Here is a 12,781-nt window from a genome sequence, read left to right as displayed (position 1 = left end):
GGAGGCCGTGATGAGCGAGCAATTTCGCGACGTATCGCCGGAGGACGCCGAACTGCAGCCGATTCTCGCCGGGCTGTTTGACGAATACGCCGCGCGTTATGACGACTACTTTTCCCGCCATGCGGAGGTCGAGTTGACCGAATGGTATCTGCCGCCGCAGGGGCTGTTTATCGCCCTGGAGCGCGACGGCGCGATTATCGCCACCGGCGCCTACAAGCCGTACGACGCGCAAACCGCCGAGATTAAACGCATCTGGACCGATAAGACGCTGCGTCAGCAGGGGCTGGCCGCCCGCGTGGTGCAGGAGCTGGAGCGCCGGGCGCGTCTGGCGGGCTACCGGCACATCTATCTGACCACCGGCTTTCGTCAGCCGGAGGCGGTGAAACTCTACCTGAGCCAGGGCTATACCCCGCAGTTTGACCCCGGCCGCGATCCGGAAGAGTACGCCCGGCCGCCGTTTGACGGCCGGCTGCGCTTTACCAAAACGCTGCTGCACGCCGCATTACGCCAAACTGCATGAGGAATGATAATGAAAAACGGTGAAACCATTAAAGTGGTGCCGGCGCGTTATCCGCTGCGCGCCGTCGGCGCCGCCGTCGCGCTCCTGCTGCTGGCGGCGGTGGTGCAGTCGGTAGCCTTTAACCCGCGCTGGGAATGGCGGGTGTTCGCCCGCTGGTTCTTCGACCCGGTGATTCTGCAGGGACTGGGGCAGACCCTGCTGCTGACCCTGCTTGGCACGCTGTTAAGCGTGATTTTCGGCGGTATTCTGGCGCTGGCGCGGCTCTCTTCTTCCTGGCTGCTCAGCACGCTGGCGTTCGGCTATATCTGGCTGTTCCGCTCGCTGCCGCTAATCGTGGTGCTGATCGTGCTGTATAACTTTTCCTACCTGTACGACACCTTATCGCTCGGCGTGCCCTTTACCGGCATCCGTTGGGGCAGTTTTGCCACTATTGACGTGCTGGGGCAGTTTTCCACCGCGGTGGTTGGCCTGACGCTGGTACAAAGCGCCTACAGCGCCGAGATTATCCGCGGCGGCTTTTTAGGCGTCGATCACGGCCAGTACGAAGCCGCCGCCGCGCTGGGGCTGCCGGCGTGGCGGCGCACCGTACGCATTATTCTGCCGCAGGCGCTGCGCACCATCCTGCCGGCCGGTTTCAACGAGATTATCAGCCTCGCCAAGGGCACGGCGATGGTATACGTGCTGGCGATGCCGGAGTTGTTCTACACCATCCAGATGATCTACAACCGTACGCAGGAGGTGATCCCGCTGCTGATGGTCGGCGCGGTCTGGTATCTGGTGATCACTACCGTGCTGTCGCTTATTCAGTATGCCGTTGAACGCGCGCTGGCCCGCAGCGAGCGCCGTTCGGCGGTCAATACCACACGCACCGCAGGCCGCGCACGCGCGGTCACCGCACAGGAGCCTGCCCATGTCAGCTGAAGGTCATATTTCCATTACCGGCGTCAGTAAATACTTCGGCCGGCATAAGGCGCTGGATGACGTGTCGCTGGAGATCCCGCCCGGATCCGTCACGGTGATCCTCGGGCCGTCCGGCTCCGGCAAATCGACGCTGCTGCGCGCCATCAACCACCTGGAGCGGGTGGATGAAGGATTTATCCAGATTGACGGCGACTATATTGGCTATCGGCGGCAGGGCGACAGACTGTATGAACTGAAGGAGAAAGCGATACTCAAACAGCGGATTAACGTCGGCTATGTATTCCAGAATTTCAATCTGTTCCCGCACCTGACCGTGCTGGAAAATCTGATTGAAGCGCCGGTGGCGCACAAACGGCTGAGCCGCAGGGCCGCCGTGGAGCAGGCGTATGCGCTGCTGGATGTGGTCGGACTGCGCGATAAGGCCGACGCCTGGTCGCGGCACCTTTCCGGCGGACAGCAGCAGCGCATTGCCATTGCCCGCGCGCTGGCGCTGCGTCCACGGGTCATATTGTTTGACGAGCCAACCTCGGCGCTGGATCCGGAACTGGTGGGTGAAGTGCTGGACGTGATTAAAAAGCTGGCGCGATCGGGCACCACGCTGGTGGTGGTGACCCATGAGATTGGCTTTGCCCGTGAGGTGGCCGATCAGGTGGTATTTATGGTGGACGGTAAAGTTGTCGAGCAGGGCAGCGGCGATGAACTGTTAAACCACCCGCGCCATCCGCGCACGCGTCAGTTTTTGTCGAAAGTACTGTAAGGGCATGGCGCCGGGGGACGGTCAGTCAATCTCCCGGCACACCGCGCCAATCATCTCTCTGAGCCAGCGGTGCGCCGCATGCTCCTGCGTGCGTTGATGCCATAACAGGTGAAACTGAATCTGCGGCATCGGCAGCGGCGGCTCGGTGATGGTAAGCGCCTCGCGGCAGGCCGAGGTTGCCGCCACCCGGCGCAGCACCGTGCTGACATAGTGCGAACCGGGCAGCAGCGCCGGGATGGCGAACATGCTGGGCAGCGTCAGCGCCACCTGGCGGGTCAGCCCGCGTTCTCTGAGCATCTCATCCATCAGTCCGTAGCGGTTGCCTTCCGGCGACGCCAGGATGTGCTTCATCGCCAGAAAGCGTTGCAGCGTCATTTCGTCGCGCGCCGTCTCGTCGTCTTTTGCCGTCAGCGTGACAAACTCATCGCTCAGCAACGGAACGGATACGATCCGGCGCTGCGTCTTGGTGGGCGTTACGCTCAGGGCCGCGTCAATTTTACCGCTGTCCAGCAGCGCCACCGTTTCATCGCGGTCGGTAAAACTGCGGATGTGCAGCGTGCCGTTCGGCGCCAGCGCCGCAAATTTCTTACTCAGCGCCGGCAGCGCGATATGCAGCGGATACTCCGTCAGCCCCAGGGTAAAGCTGAGCGTTTGCGCCGCCGGATCGAATGCCTCGGCGGGATGCATAATGCCGCGGATGCGCGCCAGCGCTTCGGCAACCGGCGGGGCGATGGCCTGCGCCTTGGCGGTCGGTTGCAGGCCTTCCGCACTGCGGATAAACAGCGGATCGTCGAACGCGCGCCGCAGACGCGCCAACGCCGCGCTCATCGCCGGCTGGCTGACGCCCGCCATCGCCGCCGCTTTGGTGACATTGCGTTCCGCCATCAGCGCGTCAAACGCCGCAAGGAGATTAAGATCGAACCCCTCAAAATTCATATTTTATATATTACTCTATACATGAAATTTGTTGGATTGATGATGGCACGGCGGTGAATACTGCGCAAGGCGGTGAGCTGCACCGCCGATAGCAAAAGGCTTCCAGGCATGACCGATACTGACGATCTGACCCAACGTTTACAAACCGAGCGCGCCGCCGTCGAGACGCTGTACCGCGCGTTTAATGATAAAGACCCGGAGCTGGTGCACCTGGCGGTTACCCGCGACTGGCAGGATATTCCGCTGGCGCCGGGACAGGGGCCGGGGCCTGACGGCTTCAAGCCGCTGCTGGCCGGATTTATCGCCGCGTTTCCCGATATCCGCATCACCATTCACGAGATGCTGCAGGAGCCGGGCAAAGCCGCCGTTCGCGCCGAAATTACCGGCACCCATCTGGGCGAATTTATGGGCATGGCGCCGAGCGGGCGCAGCATCAGCGTCAGGCTGCACGAGTTTCATACCCTGAACGGCGAGCGTGTAACCGCCACCTGGCACATGGAAGACTGGCTGGCGCTGTATCAGCAGCTCGGCCACGTGCCGCCGCTATAATTACTACTCGTGCCGGCGGCGCGGCCGTGCGCTGCGCCGTTAATGACCAACCAACCCGGCGACCGTGCCGGACAGGAGAACACGTATGTCGGTGGAGAACAAAAGCGCCATTGTGACCGGCGCCAGTAAAGGCATAGGGCGCGATATCGCGCTCACGCTGGCCCGGGACGGTTTTGATATCGTGCTGGGTTTTGGCAGGGATCGCGCAGCGGCGCAGGCGGTGGCGGATGAGATCGCCGCGCTGGGCAGAAAAGCCGTCCTGGTGGCGGGAGACGTCGCCGAACCGGACGTGGTAGCCAGTCTGTTCAGCGCCGCGCAGGCCACCTTTGGCCGGCTTGATACGGTGGTTATCAATGCCGGCATTATGCGCATGGCGCCGATTGCCAGCGCCAGTCTTGCGGACTTTGACGCCATGATGAACGTCAACGCCCGCAGCGCTTTTCTGATGATGGCGGCGGCCGGCGAGCAGTTGTCGGCGGGCGGCAGCATTATCGCGCTGTCTACCAGCGTGATTGCCAAATCGATGCCCGGCTATGGCCCTTATATCGCCTCGAAGCTTGCCGTGGAAGGGCTGGTCAGAGTGATGGCGAATGAGCTGCGCGGGCGGGATATTACCGTCAATGCGGTCGCGCCCGGGCCGACCGCCACCGAACTGTTTATGCACGGTAAGAGTCAGCAGCAAATTGACGCGCTGGCGCAGGCCGCGCCGCTGGAAAGACTGGGCGTGCCGCAGGACATCAGCGAGGTGGTGGCGTTTCTGGCCGGCGGACAGGGGCGCTGGATTAACGCGCAGGTGATCAGGGTCAACGGCGGTTTCGCCTGATCGCCTGCGCGACAGGATCCGGGCGGGGCGTTAGTAGATCTGGGTCACCGCGCTGCGGGGGATATCGCCGTCCAGGTAGAACGCCTCGGACTCCCCATCACTTTGTAAATGCTCCAGCGCATTTCTGACCGTGCTCGGCGAGACTTTCTTCGCCGCCATCAGGCGGTCCGCATCGTCCAGCAGGATCTGCGCGGTGGTTTTAAAGCGACCGGAAAAGGCGCTGGCGTCGATTTGCACCACGGTGCGGCCGGTGGCAAAACGGCGCGCGGTCTGCAGCGAGCCGGACAGCGACAGCACGCCGCCGCTGCTGCCGCCGGTGCGCGAGGTGTGCTTGATAATATCCGCCAGATAGTCGTCGCCGCTCTTTTTATCCGATGCGTCGGAACGTTCCAGGCCGTAGGCGTCAATCTCGTCGCGATCGCCAAAATGGGCGCGATACAGCGTGTTAGGCAGCGGGTTGTTGCGGGCAAAATCCCGCAGCTCATGAATCGAGTTAAAGCCGGTTGGCTCCACGCTTCTGTCGTTCTGGTTGGCGCCGCGTTGCAGTAAATCCGCCACGGTGACGGGACGGGCGGTTTCTTGTTGCGGCGGCGGATTGACCCGGTTGCTGCTAAAGACGTTTTTGATCTGTGGCATTTTCACCTTGATGACTCCTGACTGAATACATAGCCATTGAGTGGCGGCAAAGCGGCATGAGTTTCAATTTTTTTGTAACGCCCGGGGATGAACGTATGATAATTCTGACATCCATCCATACCGCTTCGGAGAACAGAATCCCATGGCGTCAACGCATAATGCGCCGCGCAGCGAAGACTGGCTTACCCTGCGGCGTGATGACGACACCGGTATCGAAAGCGTTCACGCTCATTTTCGCGGGCACGCTTACGATCCCCACGATCATGACGAGATGCTGGTCGGCGTTACCCAGCAGGGATTACAGCGCTTCAACTGTCACCGTTCGCTGCATACCAGCCGCCCCGGGCGCGCGATCCTGATAGAACCGGGTGCGGTGCACGATGGCCACGCGCCGCAGGATGAGGGCTTTACCTACGGCATGCTGTATCTGCCGCAGAGCTGGGTATCCGGCGTGATGCGGCGGCGCGGGCTGGGCGATGTGTCGACGTTGGAAGGGGCGTTCCGCCACACGCTGACCGACGATGCCCGGTTGAGTGCGGCGATCCAGCAGGCGTTCTGCGCCGTGCACCACAACGAAGGCCGGCTGGCGTGCGACCAGAGTCTGGACCGGCTGATCGATCTGCTGGCCCGCCATATCCAGGTGAGGCCCTCGTCGCTGAGCGATGAGTCGCAGGTGTTGATCCATCGCCTCAGGGAATACCTGCACGCACATATGGCCGACAATATCGGGCTGGACGAACTGGCCCGGCAGAGCGGCATCGATCGCTTTCGCCTGACTCGCCAGTTTAAAAAAGCTTTTGGCCTGTCGCCCCACGCCTATCTGGTGCGGCTGCGTCTGCGCGCCGCGCGTATGCGGCTGGCGCGGGGCGAGCCGCCGGCGCAGGTGGCGATGCAGGTGGGGTTTGCCGACCAGAGCCACCTGGGCCGCTGGTTCCAGCGCGCCTACCGGCTGTCGCCGCAGGCCTATCAGCGCCAGTGCACAAACGTTCTATACTGACGGACGGCCGATCTCCGATGATGCGTTTTTTAGCAACCAACGGAGTACCGGCAGTGATGTTTGATAGCAAAATCGCCTTTATCGTGCGTGACGATCTGGCCGCCTGGCAGCGGCTGAATGTGGTGGCTTTTCTGGCGACGGGGATTGCCGCAGCCGCACCGGAGATACTGGGCGAGCGCTACGTGGACGCGCACGGCCGCCATTACGGCGCGATTTCCGGCCAGCCGATGCTGATTTTTGAGGCGGATATTGCCGGGCTGCAGACCAGCCACCGAAAAGGGCTGGAGCGTGAACTCACCCTGATCCCCTACGTGCACGCCATGTTTACCACCGGGCACGATGAAGCCAACCGTCAGGCGTTTTTGGCGGAGGATGCTGATAATCTGAATCTGGTCGGTCTGGCGCTGCTCGGGCCGAAGAAGGCGGTGGATAAGGCGATCAAGGGGTTGGCGCTGCACGGTGCCTGATTTTCAATACGCCGTGGTTTTTCCCGGTGAAGATCCGGGCAGAGGGCAAAGACGGCGGTATGGCCGCCGTCTTTTAGCTGGCCGAGGATGTTAATTACCAGCCTTTAATCGCGTCGCCTTTATACACTTCCATCGCCTTGTCGGCGACGGCCTGGGACTGGAAGGCGTCTTTCAGTTCCTGAATCTTCTTGCTGTCCTTATTATCTTCGCGCGCCACAATCGCGTTGACGTACGGCGAGTCTTTCTCTTCCATGAACAAGCCGTCGCGCACCGCAGACAGCCCGGCCTGGGCGGAGAAGTTGGTGTTGATAATCGAGATCGCCACGTTCGGATCGTCCAGCGTGCGCGCCAGCTGCGGCGTATCCACCTCAACAATCTTCAGGTTTTTCGGGTTGGCGGTGATATCCATTTTGCTCGGCAGGTAACCCACGCCGTCTTTCAGCGTAATCAGCCCCTGCGCCTGCAGCAGCAGCAGGCTGCGGCCCAGCGTGGTGACCTCGTTGGAGATGGTGATGGTGGCGCCGTCTTTTAACTCGCTGATATTTTTTATCTTGTGCGAGTAGGCGGCGATCGGGAACACAAAGGTTTTGCCGACGATGGCAAACTTATAGCCGCGCTCCTTCGACTGATCCTCCAGGTAAGGCAGCGTCTGGAAGGCGTTGGCGTCGACATCTTTATTGTTTAACGCTTCGTTAGGCAGCACGTAATCGTTAAAGGAGATAACGTCGACATCCAGATTATATTTGTCTTTTGCCACCTGCTGGACGACTTTCCAGATGGCTTCATCCGGGCCGGTATTGATCGCCACTTTAACGTTATGATCGTTATCCGGTGAACAGGCGGATAACAACACGGCGGACGTGGCGATTAACGCCGAAAACAGCAGTTTTTTCATCAACAATACTCTCCGGTATCAATTAGTTAACCGATACTATGATATTCATTATCCGGTGTATAGTTGTTTGCTGAAAATACCTCATTGGTCACTGCTGGCTCGTGGGGCAGGCGGAGGATAACGGTGTGAAATATTGCGGGGGAGGCGTTGGGCACAGGAAATGACAGTCACCCCTGTGCCTCTTTCTTCGGCGCTTAGCAGCCTTCAGGCAGTCCTTTTAACTGACAGAACGTCATCCCGGGGCCGTTTGACGACATTTTTTCAATACGCCCGCCAGGCCAGGATGCGCCATTATTGAATACGCCTTGCACCAATTGGTTGGCGGCATAACCGGATCCTGCCAGCGCCGCTCCAGCGATGGCACCGGGAATAGCGCCGATACCTCCGACGGCTGCACCAGCAAGACCTCCCGTTACGGCTCCGGCGGCGACGGTTCCGGCTAACTCGGCATAGCTAAAACCACCACCGCCGGCCACTGCGATTAATTCGATATTATTCAGCGTCTTCATAACCATTTCCTTATTTTCCGCTTTTATTTATTGTCCACCTTGCTTTCTTATTTTTGTAAATAACAAAGACATAACTCCTGAAAATATAAACGATAATATTATTGCGCTATCCGCTCTGAAGTGTTCTCCGAACAGAACGGCAAAGAAATAGATCGAAAAATAAAAAATTAAAAAAAACACTATCCAAGAGATGATTATTTTCATGATTCATAATCCATATAAATGATGTTTTATAAAAACATCTGCTAATTACCGGGCTCCTATCATTCTGAACTGAAAGGACATTTTTGGGTAAATGCGCCACACATCCTTTTGATAATGATAATGATAATTATTATCCTTTATAAAGGAAAAGAATCGGCGATGATATGAATTCATCAGAAAAGCGTGATATATGCCGTAATTTTTTACCCTGATCAGGTTTTATCCTCACGCTGTCTGTGACAAATTCCGCGAGTTGAATGTAAGAAAGCACGGAGAGTTTGCTATTTGGTTGAAATTGTCAGGCAACAACACCGCCGGCGACGGTGTTGTCAGTCGTACTTTTCATTGTTTAGCGCGCGGTATGCCGGGCGGCAAACGCCGCCAGTTGACGGTTGAAGCGCGGCGCCTCCTCAATAAACGGCGCGTGGCCGGAGTCGTCATAGATCTGGCTCTCAATGCGCGGGTTGACGCTTCGCGCTCTGGCCAGTGATGCCTGCGGATTGACCAGCGCATCATGTCGGCCATAGATAAACAGCAGCGGCGCACGGACGTTTTTCAGCCCCTGCTCAAGCGGGATCGTCATCGTCGGTACCGCACGCTGCATCGGCCAGGCGGCAAGCGCCGCATTGGCCAGCAGCCGTTCGAACGTTACCCGATCCGGCTGCTGATAAAAGCACAGGCGCAGAAAGGCGCGCTCGCCGTCCAGGTGGGTGCCGAGCCGCTCGGCGGTCATCGCGCTATAAACCTGCGGATGGGCGGGGATCAGGTCAGGGGTTAATTCCACCACGCCGTCGACATAGACGGCGCCGCTGATGTTGCTGTCGCCGTAGGCCGCCAGGTAGTTGGTGATCACCGCGCCGCCCAGCGACCAGCCGACCAGCAGCGGTCGCCGGGCCTGCGCGTTGTTGATGACGGCAGCCAGATCGTCCGCCCAGCGTTTGCCGTCGCGGTACGCCGCTTCCTGCTGCGGCTTGCCGGACAGACCGTGGCCGCGCAGATCAAAGGTGATGAGCCGGTAGCGCTGCAGCTGCGGGGCCTGTTGCTGCTGCGTCCAGTTCAGATGGCTCCCCAGCAGGCCGTGGATAAAGATAATCGGCGGGCCGGCGGGGTTGCCCGATTCCTGCACGGCGATCTGCACGCCGTCGGGCGCGCTGACGATGTAGTGTTTCTCTGCGGCGGGCAGGGTGGCGGAAACCAGCGCCAGCATCAGCGCCAGAATAAGGTGACGAAGGGATAACGGCATAAAAAGCTCCTGTCTCAATAACGATTCCCGGCTATGCTAAACCCTGACATTAATGTCAGGGTCAAGCGCTGATTCAGGGGGAGCAATGCAGTTATCAATCGGGGAGCTGGCGCAAAAAACCGGCGTCAGCGTACGGGCGATCCGTCATTACGACGCGCAGGGGCTGGTAACTTCAACGCGCGCCGAGAATGGTTACCGTTATTTTTCCGAACGGGCGGTCACTCAGGTACGCCAGATTCGGCGGCTGATTGGCATCGGGTTCAGCATTGCGGAGATCCGTGCGTTTCCGGACTGCATGCTGTTGGTAGAAGGCGCCGCGTTTTGTCCGGAAACGCAGGCGGTGCAGTATCAACGCCTGGCGGATATCGAACGGCAGATTGACGAACTGGAGCAGCGGCGGGCACGGCTGATGGCGACGCTGGCCAGCGCGCTGCCGGGGAATAACGCTTAATTCGCGCCGTTAGCCAGTGCGGCGAAAATTTTTGCGTAAATCTGCCGCACGGTCTCCTGCTTGTTGCGGTTGTAATCGGTCATGGTGTTTACGCCTTGCTTTGCGCGCCGTTTACTGGCGGCGTACAGCTGCCGATCTTCAGGATGCGCGATCAGCCAGTCGCGGAACAGCCGGTGACGCAAATGCTCGGGGCTGCCGGCGGCAAAAACGTGCAGATTGATCTGCGGCGCGTCCAGCCGCAGCATCCGGTGCTGATACCATGACGGCTCGCGCACGGTATGGGTATAGCCTAATGCGGTCAGCGGCGGTATGTAGCCCGCTTCATCCGCCGGGTCGGCCACCAGCAGATCGATATCGATAATCGGCTTGGCCGCCAGCGCCGGCACCGCGGTGGATCCCACATGCTCAATATGCAGCGCGTATGACCCCAACGTGCGCTCAAGCCGCACCTTTTCCTGTGCGAAGCGCTGCGGCCAAGACGGGTCATAGTCGACGACGTCGATCTCCTCCACCCGTGGTTTGCCGGCAACCCAGGGGTTTTCATCAGGATCGCCGTCGGCGAAGGTCATCACGGCGACGCGTTCGGCGGGGGTGAGGGGAAATGGCGCTGGCATAATGACTCCGTTATCGAAAGAGACAAAAAAACACCGCCGTCGGCGGTGTCGTCAGTATAGCCTTGAACCTTGCGCAAAGGGACTTATAAGCCGCGTTTTTCCATCAGCAGCGCCAGATCGATCAGGCGGTTGGAGAAGCCCCATTCGTTATCATACCAGGCGAGGATTTTCACCATCTTGCCGCCAATCACCAGCGTCGACAGCCCGTCAATAATTGAAGAACGCGGATCGCCGCGGTAGTCGCTCGATACCAGCGGCTCATCGCTGTAGCCCAGAATGCCCTGCAGCGGGCCGGATGCGGCGGCGCTGCGGAACGCGTCATTAATTTCTTCAGCCGTCGCCTCGCGCTGCAGGTTGACCGTTAAATCGACGATGGACACTACCGGTACTGGAACACGCAGCGAATAGCCGGTCATCCGGCCGTCCAGTTCGGGGATCACTTTGCCGATCGCCTTGGCGGCGCCGCTGGAGTACGGCACGATGGAAACGGCGGCGGCCCGTGCGCCGCGCAGATCTTTTTCCGGCTGGTCGTGCAGCGCCTGGCTGTTGGTATAGGCGTGGGTGGTGTTCATCAGGCCATGTTCAATGCCGAATGCCTGATGCAGCACCTGGGCGGCAGGCGCCAGACCATTGGTGGTGCAACTGCCGTTGCTGACCACCTGATGCCGCGCCGGATCGTACTGCGCGTCATTGACGCCCATCACGATGGTGATGTCGTCATCCTTGCCCGGGGCGGAAATAATCACGCGTTTGGCGCCGCCGTGGGTGATATGCGCCATCGCTTTGGCTTTCTCGGTGAATAAGCCGGTGGCTTCGATAACCACGTCCACCCCGGCGCTGCGCCAGGGGATCGCCGCCGGATCCCGTTCTGAAAACACGCGGATCGTCCGGCCATCAACCTTCAGCTGACCTTCACCGGCCTCGACCTCCGCCGCGAATGTGCCGGCCAGTGAATCATATTTCAGCAGATGGGCCAGGGTGCGGCTGTCGGTGAGATCGTTAACCGCCACGACCTGAAAATCTGTCCGTCCAAGCGCGGCGCGCAACACGTTACGTCCAATCCTGCCGAAGCCGTTGATGCCTACGTTGACCATGATGAACTCCTTCGTTATTGGTGTCTGTCATCAATGTAGTGCGGCGCAGTTTTGGCGTAAATGACAATAAACAATCAATTCAGGACAGGTGTCGTGCGCAAAAGCGCTGCCGGTACTCCGTCGGCGTCAGCTGCAGGTTTCTCTCGAACACCCGGCGCAGATTGAGGCCGCTGCCGAAACCGGTGTCCACGGCGATCTGCTCAATGCCCTGCGTCGTTTGCTCCAGCCGCTGTCTGGCGGCGTTCAGGCGTACTTCTTCCACGTATCTGGCCGGCGTGACGCCGGTGGTGCGGGTAAACACCCGGGTGAAATTGCGCGGGCTCATGGCGACGCGTTCCGCAAGCTGGGTGACGGAGAGCGATTGCGTGAGGTTCTCCGCCAGCCAGGTCTGCAGCTGACAGATAGGGCCGTCACCGGCCTGATGCAGCAGGTAACGGCTGAACTGCGCCTGTCCGCCGGGACGCCGCAGGAACATCACCAAATCCTGCGCCACATCCCGCGCCAGGCTGAAACCGTGATCTTCTTCAACCAGCGCCAGGGTCAGGTCGAAGCCGGAACTGACGCCGGCCGAGGTCCAGATATTGCCGTCCTGCACATAGATCGGCCCTCTGTCGACCGTTACCTGCGGAAACTCCGCCTGCAGACGTTCCAGCAGCCGCCAGTGGGTCGTGGCGTGACGGCCGTTCAGCAAGCCGGCCTGCGCCAGCAGCAGCGCACCGCCGCAGATTGAGGCGATCCGGCGGGCGTGGTGCACCGCCTGCTGCAGCCAGTGCACCACGCTCAGGTTCTCGGCGTCGGACTGGCCCTTATTGGCGACCATCACGGTGTCGTAAGGATGCGTAGGGTCAAGATCGCACAGCCGCCGATCGGCCAGCAGATTCAGGCCTGAGACGCCGTGCACCACCCGGTGCGACTGGGTGGTGGCCACCATTACCCGATAGGGGGCGCCGGGGGCATCCTGCGGCAGCAGGCGGTTGGCCTGCGTCAGAATATCGGCGACGCCCGCCGCCTCAAACAGCATGCCCCCGTCGGGGACGATAATCAGAAAATCATGCATGGCGGATAAAGTCTTATTGATATGAATAGAGACAAGTTTAAGGCCTGCGCGGGGGGCGTGCCAGTCCTGATGTAACCGGCAGGGTCATCCCCGCTTGTGATGCTGGGC

At 59.9% G+C, this 12,781-nt stretch carries 16 protein-coding genes; 8 read left to right on the top strand and 8 right to left on the bottom strand.

The window, feature by feature from the left end; translation table 11 throughout:
* Positions 1-10 precede the first annotated feature (10 nt).
* From TAN611_RS12145 to TAN611_RS12135, 3 genes are read left to right on the top strand one after another with little or no spacing between them, the layout of a single operon-like run.
* Positions 11-520: a GNAT family N-acetyltransferase gene (locus tag TAN611_RS12145; protein WP_160031008.1), complete on the top strand. Its 510-nt coding sequence runs from the start codon at positions 11-13 to the stop codon at positions 518-520.
* Between the two features lie 9 nt (positions 521-529).
* Positions 530-1,441 (top strand): amino acid ABC transporter permease, encoded by a 912-nt coding sequence (locus TAN611_RS12140; RefSeq protein ID WP_160031009.1) that lies wholly within the window; start codon positions 530-532, stop codon positions 1,439-1,441.
* Positions 1,425-2,198 carry an amino acid ABC transporter ATP-binding protein gene (locus tag TAN611_RS12135; RefSeq protein WP_187044729.1) on the top strand — a complete coding sequence of 258 codons (774 nt, stop codon included), beginning with the start codon at positions 1,425-1,427 and terminating at the stop codon, positions 2,196-2,198. Before TAN611_RS12140 ends, TAN611_RS12135 begins: the two co-directional genes overlap by 17 nt.
* A 21-nt stretch (positions 2,199-2,219) precedes the next feature.
* On the opposite strand, the gene TAN611_RS12130 is transcribed toward TAN611_RS12135, so the two are convergent.
* Positions 2,220-3,134 carry a LysR family transcriptional regulator gene (locus tag TAN611_RS12130; protein WP_105231228.1) on the bottom strand — a complete coding sequence of 305 codons (915 nt, stop codon included), beginning with the start codon at positions 3,132-3,134 and terminating at the stop codon, positions 2,220-2,222.
* A 108-nt stretch (positions 3,135-3,242) separates the two neighbouring features.
* On the opposite strand from TAN611_RS12130, the gene TAN611_RS12125 reads away from it, so the two are divergent.
* A complete protein-coding gene (locus TAN611_RS12125; RefSeq protein ID WP_203066504.1) occupies positions 3,243-3,683 on the top strand; it encodes an ester cyclase in 441 nt (146 codons plus the stop codon).
* Between the two features lie 85 nt (positions 3,684-3,768).
* The gene (locus tag TAN611_RS12120; protein ID WP_105231226.1) at positions 3,769-4,506 is read left to right on the top strand and encodes an SDR family oxidoreductase; all 738 of its coding nucleotides are present in this window, start codon (positions 3,769-3,771) and stop codon (positions 4,504-4,506) included.
* Between the two features lie 30 nt (positions 4,507-4,536).
* On the opposite strand, the gene TAN611_RS12115 is transcribed toward TAN611_RS12120, so the two are convergent.
* The gene (locus TAN611_RS12115) at positions 4,537-5,142 is read right to left on the bottom strand and encodes a hypothetical protein (protein ID WP_158684811.1); all 606 of its coding nucleotides are present in this window, start codon (positions 5,140-5,142) and stop codon (positions 4,537-4,539) included.
* Between the two features lie 142 nt (positions 5,143-5,284).
* On the opposite strand from TAN611_RS12115, the gene TAN611_RS12110 reads away from it, so the two are divergent.
* Together TAN611_RS12110 and TAN611_RS12105 are read left to right on the top strand one after the other, a co-directional pair.
* Positions 5,285-6,139: an AraC family transcriptional regulator gene (locus TAN611_RS12110; protein WP_203066503.1), complete on the top strand. Its 855-nt coding sequence runs from the start codon at positions 5,285-5,287 to the stop codon at positions 6,137-6,139.
* A gap of 56 nt (positions 6,140-6,195) precedes the next feature.
* Positions 6,196-6,606 (top strand): DUF2000 domain-containing protein, encoded by a 411-nt coding sequence (locus tag TAN611_RS12105; protein ID WP_111737046.1) that lies wholly within the window; start codon positions 6,196-6,198, stop codon positions 6,604-6,606.
* Positions 6,607-6,700: 94 nt separating this feature from the next.
* Here TAN611_RS12105 and TAN611_RS12100 read toward each other — a convergent pair whose 3' ends face one another.
* The 3 genes from TAN611_RS12100 to TAN611_RS12090 form a co-directional block, all read right to left on the bottom strand.
* Complete coding sequence (locus tag TAN611_RS12100; protein WP_105231222.1) at positions 6,701-7,501, bottom strand: MetQ/NlpA family ABC transporter substrate-binding protein; 801 nt, start codon at positions 7,499-7,501, stop codon at positions 6,701-6,703.
* Positions 7,502-7,695: 194 nt separating this feature from the next.
* The gene (locus TAN611_RS12095) at positions 7,696-8,010 is read right to left on the bottom strand and encodes a hypothetical protein (protein ID WP_203066502.1); all 315 of its coding nucleotides are present in this window, start codon (positions 8,008-8,010) and stop codon (positions 7,696-7,698) included.
* Positions 8,011-8,563: 553 nt separating this feature from the next.
* Positions 8,564-9,457, bottom strand: coding sequence for an alpha/beta fold hydrolase (locus tag TAN611_RS12090; protein ID WP_203066501.1), 894 nt, complete (start codon positions 9,455-9,457; stop codon positions 8,564-8,566).
* 85 nt (positions 9,458-9,542) lie between these two features.
* Between TAN611_RS12090 and TAN611_RS12085 the strand changes: the two genes are divergently transcribed.
* Positions 9,543-9,908 (top strand): MerR family transcriptional regulator, encoded by a 366-nt coding sequence (locus TAN611_RS12085; RefSeq protein WP_105231220.1) that lies wholly within the window; start codon positions 9,543-9,545, stop codon positions 9,906-9,908.
* Here the strand turns inward: TAN611_RS12085 and TAN611_RS12080 are convergent.
* The 3 genes from TAN611_RS12080 to TAN611_RS12070 all read right to left on the bottom strand — a co-directional run bounded on the left by TAN611_RS12080 (position 9,905) and on the right by TAN611_RS12070 (position 12,673).
* A complete protein-coding gene (locus tag TAN611_RS12080; RefSeq protein WP_105231219.1) occupies positions 9,905-10,522 on the bottom strand; it encodes a GrpB family protein in 618 nt (205 codons plus the stop codon). The two genes, TAN611_RS12085 and TAN611_RS12080, sit on opposite strands and share 4 nt — an antisense overlap.
* Before the next feature lie 83 nt (positions 10,523-10,605).
* The gene (gap, locus tag TAN611_RS12075; protein ID WP_203066500.1) at positions 10,606-11,616 is read right to left on the bottom strand and encodes a type I glyceraldehyde-3-phosphate dehydrogenase; all 1,011 of its coding nucleotides are present in this window, start codon (positions 11,614-11,616) and stop codon (positions 10,606-10,608) included.
* A 79-nt stretch (positions 11,617-11,695) separates the two neighbouring features.
* Entirely contained in the window at positions 11,696-12,673 is a 978-nt protein-coding gene (locus tag TAN611_RS12070; protein WP_203066499.1) for a GlxA family transcriptional regulator, read from the bottom strand.
* Positions 12,674-12,781 lie beyond the last annotated feature (108 nt).

Origin of the sequence: Serratia sp. Tan611 (assembly GCF_905188235.1) — a bacterium.
Taxonomy (GTDB): Bacteria; Pseudomonadota; Gammaproteobacteria; order Enterobacterales; family Enterobacteriaceae; genus Serratia_B; species Serratia_B rhizosphaerae.
This window is presented reverse-complemented; position numbering and strand designations above follow the sequence as displayed.

Excerpts from the sequence above, each read along its gene's own strand:
- TAN611_RS12145 (WP_160031008.1), top strand. The coding sequence starts at position 11 with ATGAGCGAGCAATTTCGCGACGTATCGCCGGAGGACGCCGAACTGCAG.
- TAN611_RS12140 (WP_160031009.1), top strand. The coding sequence starts at position 530 with ATGAAAAACGGTGAAACCATTAAAGTGGTGCCGGCGCGTTATCCGCTG.
- TAN611_RS12130 (WP_105231228.1), bottom strand. The coding sequence starts at position 3,134 with ATGAATTTTGAGGGGTTCGATCTTAATCTCCTTGCGGCGTTTGACGCG.
- TAN611_RS12125 (WP_203066504.1), top strand. The coding sequence starts at position 3,243 with ATGACCGATACTGACGATCTGACCCAACGTTTACAAACCGAGCGCGCC.
- TAN611_RS12120 (WP_105231226.1), top strand. The coding sequence starts at position 3,769 with ATGTCGGTGGAGAACAAAAGCGCCATTGTGACCGGCGCCAGTAAAGGC.
- TAN611_RS12115 (WP_158684811.1), bottom strand. The coding sequence starts at position 5,142 with ATGCCACAGATCAAAAACGTCTTTAGCAGCAACCGGGTCAATCCGCCG.
- TAN611_RS12110 (WP_203066503.1), top strand. The coding sequence starts at position 5,285 with ATGGCGTCAACGCATAATGCGCCGCGCAGCGAAGACTGGCTTACCCTG.
- TAN611_RS12105 (WP_111737046.1), top strand. The coding sequence starts at position 6,196 with ATGTTTGATAGCAAAATCGCCTTTATCGTGCGTGACGATCTGGCCGCC.
- TAN611_RS12100 (WP_105231222.1), bottom strand. The coding sequence starts at position 7,501 with ATGAAAAAACTGCTGTTTTCGGCGTTAATCGCCACGTCCGCCGTGTTG.
- TAN611_RS12095 (WP_203066502.1), bottom strand. The coding sequence starts at position 8,010 with ATGAAGACGCTGAATAATATCGAATTAATCGCAGTGGCCGGCGGTGGT.
- TAN611_RS12090 (WP_203066501.1), bottom strand. The coding sequence starts at position 9,457 with ATGCCGTTATCCCTTCGTCACCTTATTCTGGCGCTGATGCTGGCGCTG.
- TAN611_RS12085 (WP_105231220.1), top strand. The coding sequence starts at position 9,543 with ATGCAGTTATCAATCGGGGAGCTGGCGCAAAAAACCGGCGTCAGCGTA.
- TAN611_RS12080 (WP_105231219.1), bottom strand. The coding sequence starts at position 10,522 with ATGCCAGCGCCATTTCCCCTCACCCCCGCCGAACGCGTCGCCGTGATG.
- gap (WP_203066500.1), bottom strand. The coding sequence starts at position 11,616 with ATGGTCAACGTAGGCATCAACGGCTTCGGCAGGATTGGACGTAACGTG.
- TAN611_RS12070 (WP_203066499.1), bottom strand. The coding sequence starts at position 12,673 with ATGCATGATTTTCTGATTATCGTCCCCGACGGGGGCATGCTGTTTGAG.